Here is a 16895-nt window from a genome sequence, read left to right as displayed (position 1 = left end):
CCCCTCATGGTGCCGTGTCCCCTGGTGGCGCCGCGACGGGGACCGCGGTCAGCGAGCTGAGTCGCCAGCCCGCCCCCGTCTCGGCCAGGCCCGCCTCGAAGCGTTTGCGGTCGGTGGTGGAGGTGCCGGTGCGTGCGGTCACCTCGACGCGGACGGTGGCGATGACCCGCGCCGTGCCCGCCCGGGTGTCCAGGGCGAGGACCGCCGCGTCGGTGACCGTGGCCCGGGTGGTGGTGCCCTCCTGTTCGAGCGTGGTGGCGGCGGCGTCGCCGGTGCGCCGCAGCTCGTCCGCGAGCGGTCCCTCGGCCACCGCGGTCCAGGCGCGCAGCGAGGCCCGTACGTCCTTGCCGTCCATGGTGTTGAGGACCGCGATGTGGCGGCGGGCGGCGGCCAGGGCGCTGTCGCGGTCGCGGGCGTGGGCCAGATCGGCGTCGGCACGCGTCTGGGCGTAACTCCATCCGGAGAACCCGCAGAACAGTGCCGCCGCCACCAGCAGCGCGGCCGGCCACGCGCCCGCTCGTCCTGGCCTCATCGCTCTCCCATCCCCAGCAGTCCGCCCAGGTCGCTGGGCCCGTCGGACGATCCTTGGCGGCCCGCGAGTCCACCCGATCCGGGCCGCGCCGGTTCGGGTACGCCGCCGCGCGGTGCGTTGGCGGAGCCGCGCACGTTCTGTCCGCTGCCGGGGCCCGCGGTGCAGGCGGCCTTGGTGTTGGTGGGGGCCGCTGAGGTGTCCAGGCCGTTGCGGTAGGCCGTCGCGCCGTATCCGGCCGTGCAGGGAAGCGGGGTGAAGAAGGTGGTGGTCATTCCGAAGCGCACCCCGTCGGGGCCCACGGCACTGGCTCCGGTGGCGGCGGCCTGCGGGATGCGCACCATCAGTTCGCGGGTTCCGCGCTGGCGGGTCACCAGGAGTTCGGAGGTGGTGACGAGGTTGGCGAGCACGACGCCGAGCCCGGGATCGGTGTCCCGCAGCAGCGCGGCGAACTGCGTGGCCGCGTCCGGGGCCTGCGCGATGAGGTGGCGCAGGTCGGGGTCCGACTTCTTGAGCTGGGCGGCCAGCTGGGCGGCGCCGTCGGCGAAGGACTTCAGGGCATTCGCGTGTGCGTTCTGGGTGCGCAGGACCGTCTCACCGTCCACGAGCAGCCGGGTCGTGGCCGGCAGGGCCTTGTCGGCCGCCTCGATGAACTCGCTGCCGGTGTCGATGAGGATCTGGAGGTCTTGTCCGCGTCCCTCGAAGCTTTTGCCGAGCTCGTCGACCAGCGTGCGCAAGGCGGCGGTGTCCACCGAGGAGGCGAGCCGGTCGACGCTGGTGAGGACGTCGGTGACCGGCGCGGGCGTGTGGGTCGCAGCGCGCGGGACCACCGATCCGTCGGCGAGGTAGGGCCCGCCGTCGGTGCGCGGGCTCAGGTCGAGGTACTGCTCGCCGACCGCCGAGAGGTTGGCGACCTTCGCCTCCAGGTCACCGGGGATCTTCGGCGCCGATTCCTTGATGCGGATGCGGGCCTCCACGCCGTCGTCGGTCAGTTCGACCTTTTCGACGCGGCCCACGTCGACGCCGCGGTAGGTGACGTTGCCGTGGCTGAACAGGCCGCCGGTCTCGGCGAGTTGGACCGTGACGGTGTAGTAGTCGCGGGCGCCCACGTAGCGTCCCAGGTCCGCGTACGTCGTGGCGATGTGGGCGAGGACGACGACGCCGAGGACGAGGAAGGCGATGTTCTTCAGGTGGGTGGAGAGGGTCAGCACTAGGAGCCGCCTCCTGAGGGTGCGGTGAGCGCGGGCAGCGGCAGGGACGAGCGGGTGGCGGCGGCGCCCCCGCGCACCGGCGGCACGATCTGCGTGCCGGGCGCCGCGGCGATCTTCAGATAGACGTTGAGGTAGTCGCCCTTGACTCCGGTGAGCACCTCGTCGGTGAAGGGGTAGGTGAACATCACCTGCAGTGACTGCGGCAGGTCGGCACCCGCGTCGGCGAGGTTCTTCAGGACCGGGGCCAAGGCCTTGAGGTCGGCCACCAGGTCGTTCGTGGTGCGGTCGACGGTGTCGACCGCGACGGTGGACAGCGAGTCCAGAGCGCGCAGCATGGTGACCAGGGAGGAGCGCTGGTCGCTGAGGACCTTCAGGCCCGGTGGCAGGTCCCGGAGGATTTCCCCGATCTTGCGGTCGCGGGTGGCGAGGGTGGCGGAGAGCCGGTTCACGCCGTCGAGGGCGGCGGTGAGGTGTTTCTTGTTCTTGTCCAGGCTCTTGGCGGTGGTGTTGATCTGCCGCAGCACGGAGCGGACGTCGCCCTCCTTGCCGCCCAGCGCCTTGTTGAGTTCACCGGAGATGGTCTGGATCTGCTGCACGCCGCCCCCGCTGAGCACCATCGACAGGGCGCCGAAGACCTCTTCGATCTCGGGGTTGCGGTTGGTGCGGGCGAGGGGGATGAGGGCCCCGTCGTGCAGCCGGCCCTGGTTGCGGGCGTACGCCTTCGTGGTCCCGGCCCGGGTGTCGGGCAGGTCGGGTCGGGCGCGCATGTCCTCGGGGGCGACGAGCTGGACGTACTTCTCGCCCAGGACGCTGGACTGCTCCAGGTTGGCGTAGGCGTTGGCGGGCAGCCGTACGCCGCCGTTGACCTTGAGGGTGACGCGGGCGGCCCAGCCGTCGTCGGCCAGGGAGATGCGGGTGACGCGGCCGACCTCGACGTCGTTGACCTTCACCGCGGAGTGCGGGAAGAGACTGACCACGTCGCGGAACTCGGCGGTGATCTCGTACGGGTGGTCGCCGAGGTCGGCGCCGCCGGGCAGCGGCAGGTCTTGCAGGCCGTCGAAGTCCGGCAGGCCGCCGGCGCCCAGGGCCAGGCCGGTGAGGGACACGGTCAGACACAGGCCCAGCGCGATGCGGGCGGTGCGGCGCTTCATGGCCGGCCTCCCCCGGTGCGCCGCGGTGTGCCGTAGACCGTGCCGGCCGGCGGCAGCGGCAGGGCGGGCAGGCTTTTGACGCGTTCGCCGGGGACGGCGACGAGATCACCGGCGTCGTGCCGGGTGCCCGTGGGTCCGGGGGCCAGTTCGTTGATGTTGGCGCGGCCGTCGATGGTGCGGGTGCGCGGGTTGTAGGCCTGGTCGAGGTTGGCGGCGGCCAGCGGCAGCGTGTCCAGGGCTTCGGCGACCGAGGTCCGCTGGTCGACGACGGATTGGGTGAGGCCCGCCAGCTTGTCGACGTTGGACTTGAGTCGGCCGCGGTTGTCGCGGATGAAGCCCTTCACCTGGCCCAGCGCCGTGCCGAGTTCCTTGAGGGCGGCGGCGAGGTCTCCCTTGTCCGCGGCGAGGAAGCCCGCGACGTCCGACAACTGGGTCTCGGCGCGGCGCACTTGGCCGTCCTTGCGGTGGAGCATGGTGATGAACTGCGCCAGCTGTTCGACGGTCGTCACGAGGTCGCCGCTGTTGCCGTTGAGGACGGCGGAGGCCCCGCCGAGCTGGTGGATGGTGTCGCCGATGTCCTTGCCGTTGCCGTCCAGGTTCTTGGCTCCGGCCTCGACGAGGCCGGACAGGGCGCCGTCCTTGTTCGCTCCCTCGGGGCCCAGGGCGTCGCTCAGCTCGGTGACGCTCTTGAGGAGTTCGTCGACCTCGACGGGGGTCGCCGTGTGCTCGGCGCCGATGACGGCTCCGTCGCGGATCTGCGGGCCGCTGTCGTAGGCGGGGCTGAGCTGCACGAACCGCCCGGACACCACGCTGGGGGCGACCACGACGGCCTGGACGTGGGCGGGCACCTTCACTCCTTCGTCGAGGGTGAGCCGTACCCGGACCTGTCTGCCCTGGGGGCGGATGTCGTCGACACTGCCGACGCGGACGCCCAGGATCCGCAGGTCGGAGCCTTCGTGCACGGCGACGGCCCGGTCGAAGTAGGCGGTGAGGTGCTTGCCCGGGCCGCCGCGCGTCAGCGCCGTCACACCGGCGATCCCGGCCGCCGCGAGGAGCGCGAGGACGACGAGGATGACCACCAGCCGCCCGCCCCACAGGGCGCCGGTGGCATCGGCGATCCGCTCGCCGATGCGCGGCCGGGCGCCGGTGCGGGCGTGCGCGTGGACATGTGGACGCGGTCGTGGACGTGGTCGTGGGCTTGTGGGCGTGCGGGTCATCAGCGTCCGCCCTTCGGTCGGGGCGGCATGCATCCGCGGTCCGGGCCCATGCCCGCGGGCAGATGGTCCTGGGGCACCAGGCCGCACAGGTAGCCGTCCATCCAACGCCCGTTGCCCAGGGTGTTGCCGACGAGCCGGTAGTACGGTCCGGCGGCGGCCAGGGCCTGGTCGAGGTTCTTCCGGTTCTTGCTCAGGACGCCGGTGACCCGGTCGAGGGCGGCGAGCGCGGGCCCCAGCTGACGCTGGTTGTCGTCGACGAGGCCGCTGATCTCGGTGCCCAGGTCGCGGGCGCCGGTGAGCAGTCCGTGGATGGCCTTGCGGCGGTGGCGTACCTCTTCGAGCAGCAGATTGCCGTTGTCCAGCAGCCGCTCGAACTGGGGCTTCTTGCCGTTCACCGAGGTGGTGAACCGGGCTGTCGCGTCCAGGAGTTCGGCCAGGTCGTCATGGCGCGTGGAGATGGTGCGGGAGAGCGCGGAGAGGCCTTTCACGGCCTTGCGCACATGCGGCGGCGTGTTCTTGAACGCCCCGGAGATGGCCTCGAAGCTCTCGGCGAGCCGGTCCTCGTCCAGCGCGCCGGTGGTGCGGCTCAGACCGTTGAACGCCTCCATCACGTCGTACGGGGAGGTGGTGCGGCGCAGCGGGATGCGCCGGCCCGGGTCTTGTCGGCGGCTGCCGAGCGGGTCGACGGCCAGGTACTTGGCGCCCAGGAGTGTCTTGATGGCGATGCCGACGGTGCTGCGGTCACCGATCCAGGCGTCCTTCACCTCGAAGGTCACCTTCACCTTGGGGCCGTCCAGGGCCACGGCCTCGACCTTGCCGACGCGTACGCCCGCGATGCGCACCTCGTCGCCGGACTTGAGCCCCACCGAATCCCGGAAGTCGGCGGTGTAGCGGGTGCCGCCGCCGACCACGGGCAGTGAATCTGCGTGGAAGGTGAGCAGCCCCAGGAGCGTCATGGCCAAGAGTCCGGCCAGGGCGACCGCCACGGGATTGCGCTCGCCGATGGGCTTGAGCCGCGGACGCCGCGGTCGGGGCAGCTTCCTGCCCGGCGGTTTCGACCTGGGTCTCTTCACGAGCGGCACCTCGCGTCCTTGAGGGCCAGTCCGGTCGGCGGCGGGCTGTCGTCGTAGGTGGAGACGCCGCTGACCTTCGCTTCGCAGAGGTAGAGGTTCAGCCAGGAGCCGTAGGACGCGAGGCGGGAGACGGCGGCCATCTTCTGCGGGGTCTTGTCGAGGAAGTTCTCGACCAGCGGCGCATGGGCGGCGAGGGTCGTGGACACCCGCCCCAGGTCGCGGATGCCGTCTTTCAGGGGGGTCCGGCTCTTGTCGAACAGGCCCGCCGTGCTCACGCTGAGCCGGGCGAGCGAGTCGACGGACCTGCCCACCGTCTTGCGGTCGTCGGCGAAGCCGGAGACGAGCTTCTCGACCGTGCCGATGAGTTCGGTGAAGCCTTTCTGCCGGGTGTTGACCGTCTTGAGGACCCGGTTGAGGTTGCCGATGACCTGCCCGATCACCCGGTCCTTGGCGGCGACCGTGGTGGTCAGTGAGCCGACGGTCGCCAGGAGGCTCTCGACGGTGCCGCCTTCACCTTGCAGGACCTGCACGATCGACCCCGTGAGCTTGTTGGTCTCCTGCGGGGACAGGCCCTGCATCAGCGGCCGGAATCCGTTGAAGAGCTGGGTCAGGTCGAGGGCCGGGGTGGTGCGGCTGAGCGGGATGGTCTGGCCCGGCTCCAGGGTGTCGCCGACCGGTCCGGCGCCGCGGCGCAGGTCGACGAAGCGCTGCCCGATCATGTTCAGGTACTTGATGGAGGCGGTCGCGGAGGCGGGCATCCGCCGCTGTGCCGTGAGAGTGAACTCCACCTGGGCGTAGCGGCGTTGGACGATCTCGATCGATGACACCTGGCCCACCTCGACCCCGGCGACGCGTACGGAGTCTCCCTCGTTGAGGCCGGTGGCGTCGGTGAACCAGGCCCTGTAACTGCGGGTCTGGCCGACCTCGCTGCCCGCGACGCTCAGCGCGAGCACGGTGGTGGCCAGGGCCGTCACCACGATGAAGATCAGTGACTTGACGGCGGGTCCGGTCAGGCTGCGCGATGCGCTCACTTCAGCCTCACCTCCGCTCCGCGGAAGGCCGGTCCGGCCAGCACGCTGGACCAGTCGGGCAACGGGCCGCGGCGGCCGTGGTCCGGCGCGGCGAGCAGTTCGGCGACCAGGTCGTTCTCCTGGGGCGAGTTGGCCACGCCGAGCCCGCCGGACACCCCGCTGAGGGTGGCGGCCGTGTTCTGCCGCGCGGCGTACGAGCCACCCGTGTAGGGGACGGGGTAGCAGCGCGGGCCGCCGTTCGCCTCGTAGCGGGGCGTGTCCCGGCCCGGCACGTAGGCGCCGCGCGAGGGCACGACGCGTACGTCCACGCGCAGGCCCGGGCGGTCGGTGCCCTTGCCCAGCGCGGCGTCCATGGCCGGGACGAAGTCGGCGAACGTGCGCAGGGTGCAGGGGAAGGACGGCGCGTACCTGGCGAGGATCTCCAGGGTGGGGCGGCTGGTGGCGGTCAGCCGGATGAGGTTGGCCCGGTTGTCGCGCAGCCAGCTGCCGGTCTCTTGTGAGCTGCTGGTGACGGAGGCGTACAGGGTGGACAGCTCGGCCCGCCGCGCGGCGAGGGTGGCGCTCGTGGTGGTGGCGTCGTGCAGCGCGTCGACCAGGTCGGGGGCGGCGTCGGCATAGGTGCCGCTCAGCTCGACGAGCTCTGTGATGTCGCGGTTGAGGGTGGGCAGGTGGGGAGTGAAGTCCTTCAGGTATCCGTTCAGCCGCACCAGCGAGTCGCCGAGCTTCTCGCCCCGCCCCTCCAGCGCCCGGGCCAGCGCGGACAGCGTGGCCGACAGGTCCTGGGGCTGTACGGCGGTCAGCAGGGGCAGCAGATTGTCCAGCACCTGCTCCAGCTCGACGGCGCTGCGGCTGCGGTCCTGCGGGATGACCCCGCCCGCGGCCAGCGGACGCGGCGAGGGGTTCTCGGGCGGGACCAGCGCCACGTAGCGCTGTCCGAAGAGGGTGGTCGGCAGCAGCTGGGCCCGCACGTCGGACGGCACGCGGCGGATCTTGTCGGGCTGCAGGGCGAGGGTCAGGCGCGCGGTGCGGCCACCGGTGTCGATCTTCTCGACCTCGCCGACGACGACGCCGCGCAATTTGACCTCGGCGCTGGGGTGCATCTCGCTGCCGGCGCGCCCCGTCTCGACGACGACGGTCACGTCCGTTCTGAATTCCTTGTCGTAGACGGCGATCGACAGCCACACCAGCAGGGCGGGCACCACGAGGTAGACCACGCCGGCGAGCCGTCTGCGGCGGGCCAGGGCGCCCTCGCTGGGCCGGGTGCGCACCGCGGGCGGCGCCGCCGCGCGGGCGTCCTGGGTCTGCGGCGTCTTCGGCGGGGCGCTCATCCGGCGACCTTCACCGTGGTCGTGGCGCCCCACAGCGCCAGGCTGAGGAAGAAGTCGGTGACGCTGATGAGGACGATCGCGGTGCGCACCGAGCGGCCGACGGCCACCCCGACCCCGGCCGGGCCGCCCGAGGCGCGAAAGCCGTAGTAGCAGTGCGCCAGGATCACCAACACGCTGAAGATCAGCACCTTGAGGAAGGACAGCAGGACGTCCGTGGGGACCAGGAAGAGATTGAAGTAGTGGTCGTAGGTGCCCGTGGACTGCGCGTTGAACAGGACGGTCGTCGCCCGTGAGGCCAGGTAGGAGCCGAGCAGGCCGATGCCGTACAGCGGGATGACCGCGATCGCCCCGGCCACGATGCGGGTGGAGACCAGGAAGGGGGTGGAGCGCACGCCCATGCTCTCCAATGCGTCGACCTCTTCGTTGACGCGCATCGCACCGAGCTGTGCGGTGAAGCCGGCACCGACCGTGGTGGACAGGGCCAGGGCGGCGACGAGCGGCCCGATCTCACGGGTGTTGAAGTAGGCGGAGACGAATCCGGTGAAGGCGTCGGTGCCGATCTGGCTGAGCGCCGCGTATCCCTGGAGGCCGACGACCGTGCCGGTGAACACGGTGATGCCGATCATCACGCCGACGGTGCCGCCGATCACCCCGAGGCCGCCGCTGCCGAAAGCGACCTCGGCCAGCAGCCGTTGGATCTCTTTGGGGTAGCGGCGCACGGCGCGCGGGATCCAGAACAACGCCCGCAGGTAGAAGAGGAGTTCGTCGCCGGGCCGGTCCAGCCAGGCGAAGGCGCGGCTCTTGCCGCCGCGTGCGGTCAGGGCCACGGGTCACAGCCCCTTCGGCGGGACGAGCTGGAGGTAGACGCCCGTCAGGACCATGTTGACGAAGAAGAGGATGAGGAAGGTGAAGACGACGGACTGGTTCACCGCGTCGCCCACGCCCTTGGGTCCGCCCTTGGGGTTGAGTCCGCGGTAGGCGGCGACGACGCCGGCGATGAAGCCGAAGATCAGCGCCTTGAGTTCGCCGATGTACAGGTCAGGCAGCTGGGCCAGCGCGGAGAAGCTGGCCACGTACGCGCCCGGGGTGCCGTTCTGCATCACGACGTTGAAGAAGTAGCCGCCCAGGGTGCCCACCACCGAGACCAGGCCGTTGAGGAGCAGCCCGACCAGCATCACGGCCAGCACCCGGGGCACGACCAGTCGCTGGACGGGTGAGACGCCCATGACGCGCATGGCGTCGAGCTCCTCGCGGATGGTGCGCGAGGCGAGGTCGGCGCAGATCGCGGATCCGGCGACGCCCGAGATGAGCAGGGACACGATCAGCGGGCTGGCCTGCTGGATGATGACCAGGACGCTGGCACCACCGGTGAAGGACTGGGCGCCGAACTGCTCGATCAGCGAGCCCACCTGTAGGGCGATGACCGCTCCGAAGGGGATCGTCACCAGCATCGCGGGCAGGATCGTGACGCTCGCGATGAACCAGAACTGCTCGACGAACTCCCGCCACTGGAAGGGCCGTTTGAAGGTCAGCCGCACCACGCTCACCGCGAGCGCGAACAGGTGGCCGATCTCCCGCAGGACGCCCAGGCCCGGCAGGGGCCGGCGGGGGACGGGGGGTGCGCTCACGTGGCCGCTCCCCTGACCACCCGGGGCGCGGGCGGCCCCAGGACGTCGCCCCCTCGGAGGCTGGCCTCGACGGCACGGCGGGCGGCGGGCGGCAGGTCGTGCAGCATGCCCTGGACCCGCTCCTGGCGCCGGCGCACCGCTTTGCGCTCCGGCAGTCCGGGGGTGGGAGCCAGCTGCGGCACGATGGTGCGCTCCTGGGGCGGCCCGGCGACGATGCCGTGGGCGGCCTCCAGGTCCAACGTGGCCTGGTCCTTCTCCTCGGACATGCCGATGGGGCCGGCCCTGCGGGCCGTGAGGAACTGCTCGACCACCGGCTCCTCGCTGGTCAACAGCACCTCGCGTGGACCGAAGGTGACCAGGTTGCGGCGGAAGAGCATCCCCATGTTGTCCGGGACGGTCGCCGCGATGTCGAGGTTGTGGGTGACGATGAGCATCGTCGCGTCGATCTCGGCGTTGATGTCGATGAGCAGCTGCGAGAGGTAGGACGTGCGCACGGGGTCGAGCCCCGAGTCGGGCTCGTCGCACAGGATGATCTGGGGGTCGAGCACCAAGGCCCGGGCCAGGCCCACGCGTTTGCGCATCCCGCCCGATATCTCGCCGGGCAGCTTCTTCTCGGCGCCGGCCAGACCGACCAGGTCGAGCCGCTCCATGACGGTGCGGCGGATCTGTGACTCCTTCTTGCGGGTGTGCTCGCGCAGCGGGAAGGCGACGTTGTCGAAGAGGCTGAGCGAGCCGAAGAGCGCACCGTCCTGGAACATCAGGCCGAACAGCTTGCGGGTCTCGTACACGTCCCGTTCGCGGCTGTTGACCATGTCCACGCCGTCGATGAACACATGGCCCTGCTCCGGGCGGACCAGGCCGACGATCGACTTGAGGAAGACGGTCTTGCCGGTACCGGAGGGGCCGAGCATCACGCTGACCTCGCCGCGCGGCAGGGTGAGCGTCACGTTCTGCCAGATGTTCTGCCTTCCGAACGACTTGGTCAGCCCTTCGACGACCACTTCGACTCCCATCGCACCTCCTCCTTGCTCCACGTACGGGTTGCTCGCGGCCGGTGCTCAGAAGCCGGGCAGCTCCGGGATCTTGCAGGTCGATCCGGCGCCGCACACGCGCCCTTGGCGGATCTTGAGCGCGTTGCCGGGCCCGGAGACCGCGCCGGACAGCAGCACGTCCAGGTCCTCGCCGTTCGCTCCGCAGCCTCGGAGCGGCGGGATGCTCAACTCGCCCTGGAGGAGGCCGCCCTCGCTCACCGAGTAGCTGCCGGTGAGTTCCGTCTCGACGGGCCGGGACGTACGGCATCGGGGGCCGACGTCCAGGGGCACGCCGTTGACCCGGACGTCGTGCAGGCGCAGGTGCTGGCGGTAGCCGACCTGGGTCACCGGCGGCCGGCCCGGACGGATGATGTTGACGATGGTCGCCGGTTCGGGCTCGAAGCGCACCTTGGCGGTGGTCGGCTGGAACCCGAAGGTGAGGAACGTACCCTCGGCGTCGGGCAGTTGCATGATCCCCAGGTGGTCGTACTCCACGTAGTCGGGCGCCCTGACCTCACGCATCCGCATGGCCAGGTGCATGAGGCCGATGCTGCGCCCACGCGGGTCGTTGACCAGGGCCGAGCTCTTCAGTTTGCGCAGGGTCGCGAAGCCCGCCGGCACCGCGCACATCGAGGTCGCTTCGAGCTCGGTGACCTCCCCGCCCGGCGGCACCGGCGGCAGCCGCTTGGGGTCGAGCGTGCCCTTGGGCGGTTGCGCGGGGCACGGGGCCAGGGCTGCGCGGGGCCGGGGCCCGGTGTCGATGCCCTGGGGGGTGCCGCGTGGGGGGTCGCTGTCCGGGCCGGCGGATCCGGTGGCCGGGGCCGTGGGGGCCCCGGAGGCGGGCGCCTCGACGGGGACGGCCGCGAGCAGGGTGTCCGTGCCCCGGGCCGGGGTGCAGGCCAGCCGGGTCGATGCGGGCCGTACGTCCGGGGCTCCGGTGGCCGGGGCGGTGGCGCCGGTGCCGGACTCGGCGTCGGCGTCGGCGTTCTCGTCAGGGTCGGAGTCGGCAGGGGTGGCGGTGAGGGCAAGGTCCAGCTTCCCCGCGGTGAAGGTGACATCGCCTTCGGAGCCGACCGTCACGTACGGGACATCACCCCGGAAGCCGATCTCGACGGCGCCTTGCGCGGGCACCTTCGCGTCGGCCGCTTGCAGGCCCGTCCATGGGGCCCGTGCCCGCTGCCGCCCCTGGGCGACCGTCGTGGCCAGCGCGGCCGACCCCGTGACCGATGCCGTCGCCTCGGGCAGCAGCTCGGCCACGACCGGCCGCGGCACGCTCGCCCGGATGCGCACCGCTGTCGGCTGGATCGGCTTTCCCACCGCGCCGCGCCGGGGAAACGCGGCATCGACGACGACCGTGATGTGCCGGCGGCCCGAGGGCAACGCGCAGTCGTACGCGGCCGTGAGCCGGACCTGGCGCTGCTCTTGAGCCTCCGTCTTGCCCGATGTGTTCGTCGTGTTCCACGCGGTGGTCGTGGGGTCCGGCGCGTCGCGTGCTGCCGAGCCCGAGCCGGGCAGCAGGCCGAGCACGCAGGCCGCGACGACGACCGCGGCTCGTCGTGGGGTGCGCCCGCCGCTCAGGGCACCAGTCATCGCTGCTCTCCGATCCAGGGGGCGGACCCCGCGGAGGGGGGCCGCCGCGGGGTCCAACAGGAGGGCCCTCCAGCGGTCCGGGGGGAGCCAGGACCGCTCGCACGAAGGGGTGTTCGCACACGGGAGGGCCGAAGCAGACGCGGGGCAATACCGTCCAATAAAGCCCGATCTGCTTCCTATTCAGGTTGCGATCCGGACCTTACGCACGGGTAACCGAGCAGCGCAACGATCGAAATGGAAAAGCGCACGGGACCGCAATCACCAGGCATTTCCTTGTCCTTGGGACAGCAATTCCGACAGCGGCTTCGTCCACAAGTGAGTACTCCGCTCCCGGCCTCTTGACGAGGGACGGTCCGCTCTCTCCGCATACGATCACGTCCCCTGCCGGCCGCCGCCCTTGTCACCCGGCCACCAACGCACGGAGGAATTTCATCCGCCGGTGAGCATTCTTCTCCCGGCCTCTTGACGGAGCCCGCCCGGACAGGGCGCCCTGAACCTGACACGAGCGTCAGCAACGGGGCGGGGTTGTCCGAAAGAGAGTCATGAGCAGGGTGCACAGCGGCTGTCCATGGTTTAACGTGCCAGGGGTTCCACAGCGCCAAGATCAATTTGACCCGACGCCAGCCGGCGGCCACCGAGGTCGCCCGGGACCGGTTCCTCATCACGGCCGGTCAGCGGTTTCGATCACGGGCGGAGTAAGGGGAGTTCCATGACAACTGCTTTAACGGCGGGGAATGCGGGACATCCGGCGTCTGTTCTCCCTCGCGAGTTCGCCGCGGTCATGCGGCCCGAACTACCCGGACTCATCCAGGAAGTCATCGACGAGATCCGCCGCTCCTACCCCGAGTACGCGGAAGTTCTCGACGGCCCCTATTCCCGTGCCGTGCATCTTATCGTCGAGCACAATCTGACGAGCTTCGTGGACCAGGTCGCCGCCCCGGACACCTCCACCGTCCAGCGCGACAAGGTGTGCCGTATGTTCGGCCGCTTCGAGGCCTACGAGGGCCGCAGCCTGGACACCATGCAGGCGATCTTCCGGCTCGGCGCCCGGCTCGCCCTCAACCGGGCCAAGGGGGTCCTCCGGCGGCTCAACCTGCCGGCCGGCCTGATGCTCTCCTTCGCCGAAGCACTGCTGGCCTACGTGGACAACCTGATGGAAGTCTCCCGCGAGGGCTATCAGGAGGCCCGGGCGGAGATGGAACAGGGCCAGGACATCCAGCGCCAACGGCTGCTGCGACAGCTGCTGTCGGAGGCGGCCGTACCCCGTGCGACCCTGGTCGAACTCGCCGAGCGCGCCAAGTGGCAGCTGCCCGACGAGGTCACCCCGATCGCGTTCGGCGCGGACGCCAGACCGGACCGGGGCGCGATCTCCGAGGACGTCCTGGTCGACCTGAGCTCGCCGCTGCCCCACGCCCTGATCCCCGGACCCGTCGACGAGCACCGCCGCGCCTTCATGGACGCCGCCCCGCACACCACGCGCGCCGCCGTCGGCCTGACCGTGCCGCTCGCCGACGCGGCGGAGTCGTTGCGCTGGGCCCGAAGAGCGCTGAGCCTGGCCGAGGCGGGCATCCTGGAGAGCTCCTCGTACATCCACTGCGAGGACCACCTGGTGGCCCTGACCCTCTTCGCCGACCCCGGCCTGATCACGGCACTCGCCAAGCAACACCTCGCACCCCTGGCGGGCCTGACGGCCAATCAGCGCGACCGGCTCACCTGCACCCTGCGGGCGTGGCTCGACACCCGGGGCAACGTCCTGCAGATGGCCGACCAGCTGCATCTGCACCCCCAGACGGTCCGCTACCGCCTGCGCAACCTGGAGAAGGTCTTCGGCGACCTCCTGGCCTCCCCCGACCACCGCTTCGCCACCGAACTGGTCCTGCGCGCCCTGGAACTACGCGCCCGCCGCACCCGCCCGGCACCACGGCCCGTCACGGGCTGACCGCCACCCGCGCCAAGCGAGCGGATCGTGGCGCCCCGAGGGTCGGCCGGCCCGCCGAGGCGGGCAGCCCGCGCGGTCACGGCGTCTACCTCGGGTCGCGGTTGAACTGCGTCATCGACCAGCGGTAGCCGAGGGCCGTCAGGGCCAGGCACCAGGCAAGGGCGATCCACCCGTTGTGGCCGATCTCGGTGCCGAGCAGCAGTCCGCGCAGCGTCTCGATGGCCGGGGTGAAGGGCTGGTACTCGGCGATCGGCCGGAACCAGCCCGGCATCGCGCCGGCGGGGATGAAGGCGCTGGAGATCAGGGGCAGCAGGATCAGTGGCTGGGCGCTGTTGGCGGCCGCCTCCGCGTTCGGGCTGGCCATCCCCATGCCGACCGCGATCCAGGTCAGCGCCACCGCGAACAGCGCGAGCAGTCCGAACGCGGCCAGCCACTCCATGGCGGTGGCATCCCTGGAGCGGAAACCGATGGCCACGGCGACGGCACCGACGAGGACCACGCCGCCCAGACACTGCAGCACACTGCCGAGAACGTGCCCGATCATCATGGAGCCGCGGTAGATCCTCATCGTCCGGAAGCGGGCGATGAGGCCTTCGTTCATGTCCATGGAGACATGCACCGCGGCCCCGATCACCGTGCTGCCGATGGTCATCATCAAGATGCCCGGGACGAGGTAGGCGATGTACTCGGAGCGGTTCGCGTCACCGCCCCCGATGCCCGCGCTCATCACGTCGCCGAAGACATAGACGAACAGCAGCAGCATCATGATCGGCGCAAGCAGCAGGTTCAGGGTTCCGGACGGGTAGCGCCACGCGTGCAGCAGATTACGGCGCAGCATCGTGTGCGAGTCCCGCACCGCGAGCGAGAGTGCACTCATCGAACGGACTCCTTCGACTGGTGGGGCACGCCGGGCCGGTCGGCGGCACCGGTGAAGGCGAAGAACACGTCGTCGAGATCGGGGGCGTGCACGGTGAGTTCGTCCGCCTCGATGCCCTGCGAATCGAGCCGGTCCAAAATGGCGCGCAACTCGCGCTGACTGCCGTCGCCGGGAATCAGCAGTGCCAGCGCCTCGTCGTTCCGGGTGCCCCCGCGCAGCGTGAGCGCGGCGGACCGGTAGACCGCCGGGTCGGTGAACCGCAGCCGGACGTGACCGCCGGGGATGAGCCGCTTCAGCTCCTCGGCACTCCCCTCTGCGGCGATCTTGCCGTCGTTCAGTACGGCGATACGGTCGGCCAGCTCGTCGGCCTCCTCCAGATACTGGGTGGTGAGGAAGACGGTCACCCCGTCGGAGACGAGCTCGCGGATGATGGTCCACATGTTGTGGCGGGAGCGCGGGTCAAGGCCGGTGGTCGGCTCATCCAGGAAGATGACCCGCGGATCGCCGACCAGGGTCATGGCGATGTCCAGGCGGCGCTTCATCCCGCCGGAGTAGGTCGAGGCGGGCTTCTTCGCGGCCTCCACCAGATCAAAGCGTCTGAGCAGGTCGGAGGTCACCTGGCGCCCTTCACCACGGTGCAGATGGTGCAGATCGGCCATGAGGAGCATGTTCTCCTCACCCGTGATCAGGCCGTCGACCGCGGAGAACTGCCCGGTCACCCCGATCGCCGCACGGACGGCCTGCGGCGAGGTGGCCACATCGTGGCCGGCGACCTGGACCTGGCCCCCGTCCGCGGTGATCAGCGTGGACAGGATCTTCACCGCTGTGGTCTTGCCGGCCCCGTTGGGCCCCAGCAGAGCGAAGACCGTTCCTTCGGGAACGGCCAGGTCGATGCCGTCGAGCACGGTCTTGTCGCCGTACGACTTGCGCAGACCGACGGCGGAGACAGCGGCGGCAGGTGGATGCCCGTCGCACTGTCTTGATGTGGGCATGACAGAAAGAGGCATGAGGCCCTCCCGTTCGTGGGGGTGAGAGGGCGGCAGACACCGCGCGAGTCGAGGCTGCCGCCGGACTGACGCCGGACAACCGATCGACGTCTGGGGTCAAGCATCGGGACCGCGGGAGACTCGATCAACGACGTATCTTGGAAAGACAGTTAACACAGAGGTTCACGAAGCAAGGCGGGACGGATGGAGCTGCGGGAGATAGAGATCTTCCTGGCCTTGGCGGAAGAACTGCACTTCGGCCGCACGGCGGACCGGTTGCACGTCACTCCGGCCCGGGTCAGCCAGGCCATCAAGAAGCAGGAACGCACCATCGGTGCCGAGCTGTTCAAGCGCACCAGCCGCAGCGTCCAACTGACCCCCGTGGGAGCGCAGTTGCGCGATGGACTCAGGGCCGGCTACCAGCAGATCCAGGAAGCCCTGGCCGCCGCGACCGCCGCAGGACGGGGCATCACCGGCGAGTTCCACGTCGGCTATGCCACCGCGTGGTGCGGCGATCTCGTCGTGGCGGCCGCCGACACCTTCCGCACGCGTCATCCCGACTGTCTGATCCACATCTACGAGTCCCCCATGCTCGATCCGATCGCACCGTTGCGCGACGGCAGCCGGGACCTCCAACTGGTCGAGCTGCCGATCGACGAGCCCGACATCGTCAAGGGCCCGGTGCTCTTCTCCGAGCCCCGGGCGCTGATCGTCCCCGCCGGCCATCCACTCGCCGAGCGCGCGACCGTCTCCCTGGAGGATCTCGCCGAAGCCCCGCTGGTCACCATCACCGGGCAGCCCCCCTACTTCCTCGACCTCCACTATCCCCACCGCACGCCGAAGGGCCGGCCCATCCCGCGCGGCCCCTCGACCACCGCCTGGCAGGAAGTACTCGCCCTGGTCGGCGCGGGCAAGGGCATCTCCCCCACCTCGGCACGTGCGGCGCAGTACTACTCCCGCCCGGACATCGTCTACGTCCCCTTCGACGACGCCCCACCCGTGGAGTACGGCCTTCTGTGGTCGACCACCGGGAACATCCCGAAGGTCCGCGCGTTCGTCCAGACCGTGCTCGAAACGGCCGCCCAGACCACGACGGTCTGACGCAGAGCCCCTTCTCACAGCCGTAACGGAACCTCTCGTCGAGGAACCCGGCATGGTCCGGCCGCCGGGGAGCGGCTGTCCGGTGAGGGTCTCGACGGGCACCAGCACCCGCGCGTACCAGCGTTCGAACCACGGCGCGTCACCGCTTGCGGCGGGCAGACGCGTGAAGGTCTCGCGAAAGTGTGGGTAGAAGTCCAGTCCAG

The 16895-nt window shown here is 70.5% G+C and carries 15 protein-coding genes; 2 read left to right on the top strand and 13 right to left on the bottom strand.

What is annotated here, in order from left to right; genetic code table 11:
- Window positions 1–4 precede the first annotated feature (4 nt).
- Genes QBL25_RS39910 through QBL25_RS39860 form a run of 11 tightly spaced genes read right to left on the bottom strand, consistent with a single transcriptional unit; the run spans window position 5 to window position 11789 of the window.
- Window positions 5–532: a hypothetical protein gene (locus QBL25_RS39910; RefSeq protein ID WP_409061855.1), complete on the bottom strand. Its 528-nt coding sequence runs from the start codon at window positions 530–532 to the stop codon at window positions 5–7.
- Window positions 529–1740, bottom strand: a complete 1212-nt coding sequence (locus QBL25_RS39905) for an MlaD family protein (protein ID WP_409061854.1) — start codon at window positions 1738–1740, stop codon at window positions 529–531. Before QBL25_RS39905 ends, QBL25_RS39910 begins: the two co-directional genes overlap by 4 nt.
- A complete protein-coding gene (locus QBL25_RS39900) occupies window positions 1740–2891 on the bottom strand; it encodes an MlaD family protein (protein WP_409061853.1) in 1152 nt (383 codons plus the stop codon). Before QBL25_RS39900 ends, QBL25_RS39905 begins: the two co-directional genes overlap by 1 nt.
- Window positions 2888–4108, bottom strand: a complete 1221-nt coding sequence (locus QBL25_RS39895; protein WP_409061852.1) for an MCE family protein — start codon at window positions 4106–4108, stop codon at window positions 2888–2890. Before QBL25_RS39895 ends, QBL25_RS39900 begins: the two co-directional genes overlap by 4 nt.
- A complete protein-coding gene (locus QBL25_RS39890) occupies window positions 4108–5181 on the bottom strand; it encodes an MCE family protein (protein WP_409061851.1) in 1074 nt (357 codons plus the stop codon). Before QBL25_RS39890 ends, QBL25_RS39895 begins: the two co-directional genes overlap by 1 nt.
- The gene (locus QBL25_RS39885) at window positions 5178–6212 is read right to left on the bottom strand and encodes an MCE family protein (RefSeq protein ID WP_409061850.1); all 1035 of its coding nucleotides are present in this window, start codon (window positions 6210–6212) and stop codon (window positions 5178–5180) included. The genes QBL25_RS39890 and QBL25_RS39885 overlap by 4 nt, the downstream gene beginning before the upstream one ends.
- A complete protein-coding gene (locus QBL25_RS39880; protein ID WP_409061849.1) occupies window positions 6209–7540 on the bottom strand; it encodes an MCE family protein in 1332 nt (443 codons plus the stop codon). Before QBL25_RS39880 ends, QBL25_RS39885 begins: the two co-directional genes overlap by 4 nt.
- Entirely contained in the window at window positions 7537–8361 is an 825-nt protein-coding gene (locus QBL25_RS39875; protein WP_409062945.1) for an MlaE family ABC transporter permease, read from the bottom strand. Before QBL25_RS39875 ends, QBL25_RS39880 begins: the two co-directional genes overlap by 4 nt.
- A 9-nt stretch (window positions 8362–8370) precedes the next feature.
- Window positions 8371–9168 carry an MlaE family ABC transporter permease gene (locus QBL25_RS39870; protein WP_409061848.1) on the bottom strand — a complete coding sequence of 266 codons (798 nt, stop codon included), beginning with the start codon at window positions 9166–9168 and terminating at the stop codon, window positions 8371–8373.
- Entirely contained in the window at window positions 9165–10181 is a 1017-nt protein-coding gene (locus QBL25_RS39865) for an ABC transporter ATP-binding protein (RefSeq protein WP_409061847.1), read from the bottom strand. Before QBL25_RS39865 ends, QBL25_RS39870 begins: the two co-directional genes overlap by 4 nt.
- Before the next feature lie 45 nt (window positions 10182–10226).
- Entirely contained in the window at window positions 10227–11789 is a 1563-nt protein-coding gene (locus QBL25_RS39860; RefSeq protein WP_409061846.1) for a DUF6801 domain-containing protein, read from the bottom strand.
- Window positions 11790–12570: 781 nt separating this feature from the next.
- Here QBL25_RS39860 and QBL25_RS39855 point away from each other — a divergent pair.
- The gene (locus tag QBL25_RS39855; protein WP_409061845.1) at window positions 12571–13728 is read left to right on the top strand and encodes a PucR family transcriptional regulator; all 1158 of its coding nucleotides are present in this window, start codon (window positions 12571–12573) and stop codon (window positions 13726–13728) included.
- 85 nt (window positions 13729–13813) lie between these two features.
- Here the strand turns inward: QBL25_RS39855 and QBL25_RS39850 are convergent, their stop codons facing one another.
- Window positions 13814–14605, bottom strand: a complete 792-nt coding sequence (locus tag QBL25_RS39850; RefSeq protein WP_409061844.1) for an ABC transporter permease — start codon at window positions 14603–14605, stop codon at window positions 13814–13816.
- The gene (locus QBL25_RS39845) at window positions 14602–15597 is read right to left on the bottom strand and encodes an ATP-binding cassette domain-containing protein (RefSeq protein WP_409061843.1); all 996 of its coding nucleotides are present in this window, start codon (window positions 15595–15597) and stop codon (window positions 14602–14604) included. Before QBL25_RS39845 ends, QBL25_RS39850 begins: the two co-directional genes overlap by 4 nt.
- 198 nt (window positions 15598–15795) lie before the next feature.
- Here QBL25_RS39845 and QBL25_RS39840 point away from each other — a divergent pair, with 198 nt between their 5' ends.
- On the top strand, window positions 15796–16692 hold the full coding sequence (locus tag QBL25_RS39840; RefSeq protein WP_409061842.1) for a LysR family transcriptional regulator: 897 nt from the start codon (window positions 15796–15798) through the stop codon (window positions 16690–16692).
- Window positions 16693–16895: the final 203 nt, after the last annotated feature.

Origin of the sequence: Streptomyces sp. SYP-A7185 (assembly GCF_046103685.1) — a bacterium.
Lineage (GTDB): Bacteria > Actinomycetota > Actinomycetes > Streptomycetales > Streptomycetaceae > Streptomyces.
This window is presented reverse-complemented; position numbering and strand designations above follow the sequence as displayed.

Coding starts and splice junctions, on each gene's coding strand:
- QBL25_RS39910 (WP_409061855.1), bottom strand. CDS start 532: ATGAGGCCAGGACGAGCGGGCGCGTGGCCGGCCGCGCTGCTGGTGGCG.
- QBL25_RS39880 (WP_409061849.1), bottom strand. CDS start 7,540: ATGAGCGCCCCGCCGAAGACGCCGCAGACCCAGGACGCCCGCGCGGCG.
- QBL25_RS39855 (WP_409061845.1), top strand. CDS start 12,571: ATGCGGCCCGAACTACCCGGACTCATCCAGGAAGTCATCGACGAGATC.
- QBL25_RS39840 (WP_409061842.1), top strand. CDS start 15,796: ATGGAGCTGCGGGAGATAGAGATCTTCCTGGCCTTGGCGGAAGAACTG.
- QBL25_RS39865 (WP_409061847.1), bottom strand. CDS start 10,181: ATGGGAGTCGAAGTGGTCGTCGAAGGGCTGACCAAGTCGTTCGGAAGG.
- QBL25_RS39850 (WP_409061844.1), bottom strand. CDS start 14,605: ATGAGTGCACTCTCGCTCGCGGTGCGGGACTCGCACACGATGCTGCGC.
- QBL25_RS39895 (WP_409061852.1), bottom strand. CDS start 4,108: ATGACCCGCACGCCCACAAGCCCACGACCACGTCCACGACCGCGTCCA.
- QBL25_RS39900 (WP_409061853.1), bottom strand. CDS start 2,891: ATGAAGCGCCGCACCGCCCGCATCGCGCTGGGCCTGTGTCTGACCGTG.
- QBL25_RS39860 (WP_409061846.1), bottom strand. CDS start 11,789: ATGACTGGTGCCCTGAGCGGCGGGCGCACCCCACGACGAGCCGCGGTC.
- QBL25_RS39845 (WP_409061843.1), bottom strand. CDS start 15,597: ATGCCCACATCAAGACAGTGCGACGGGCATCCACCTGCCGCCGCTGTC.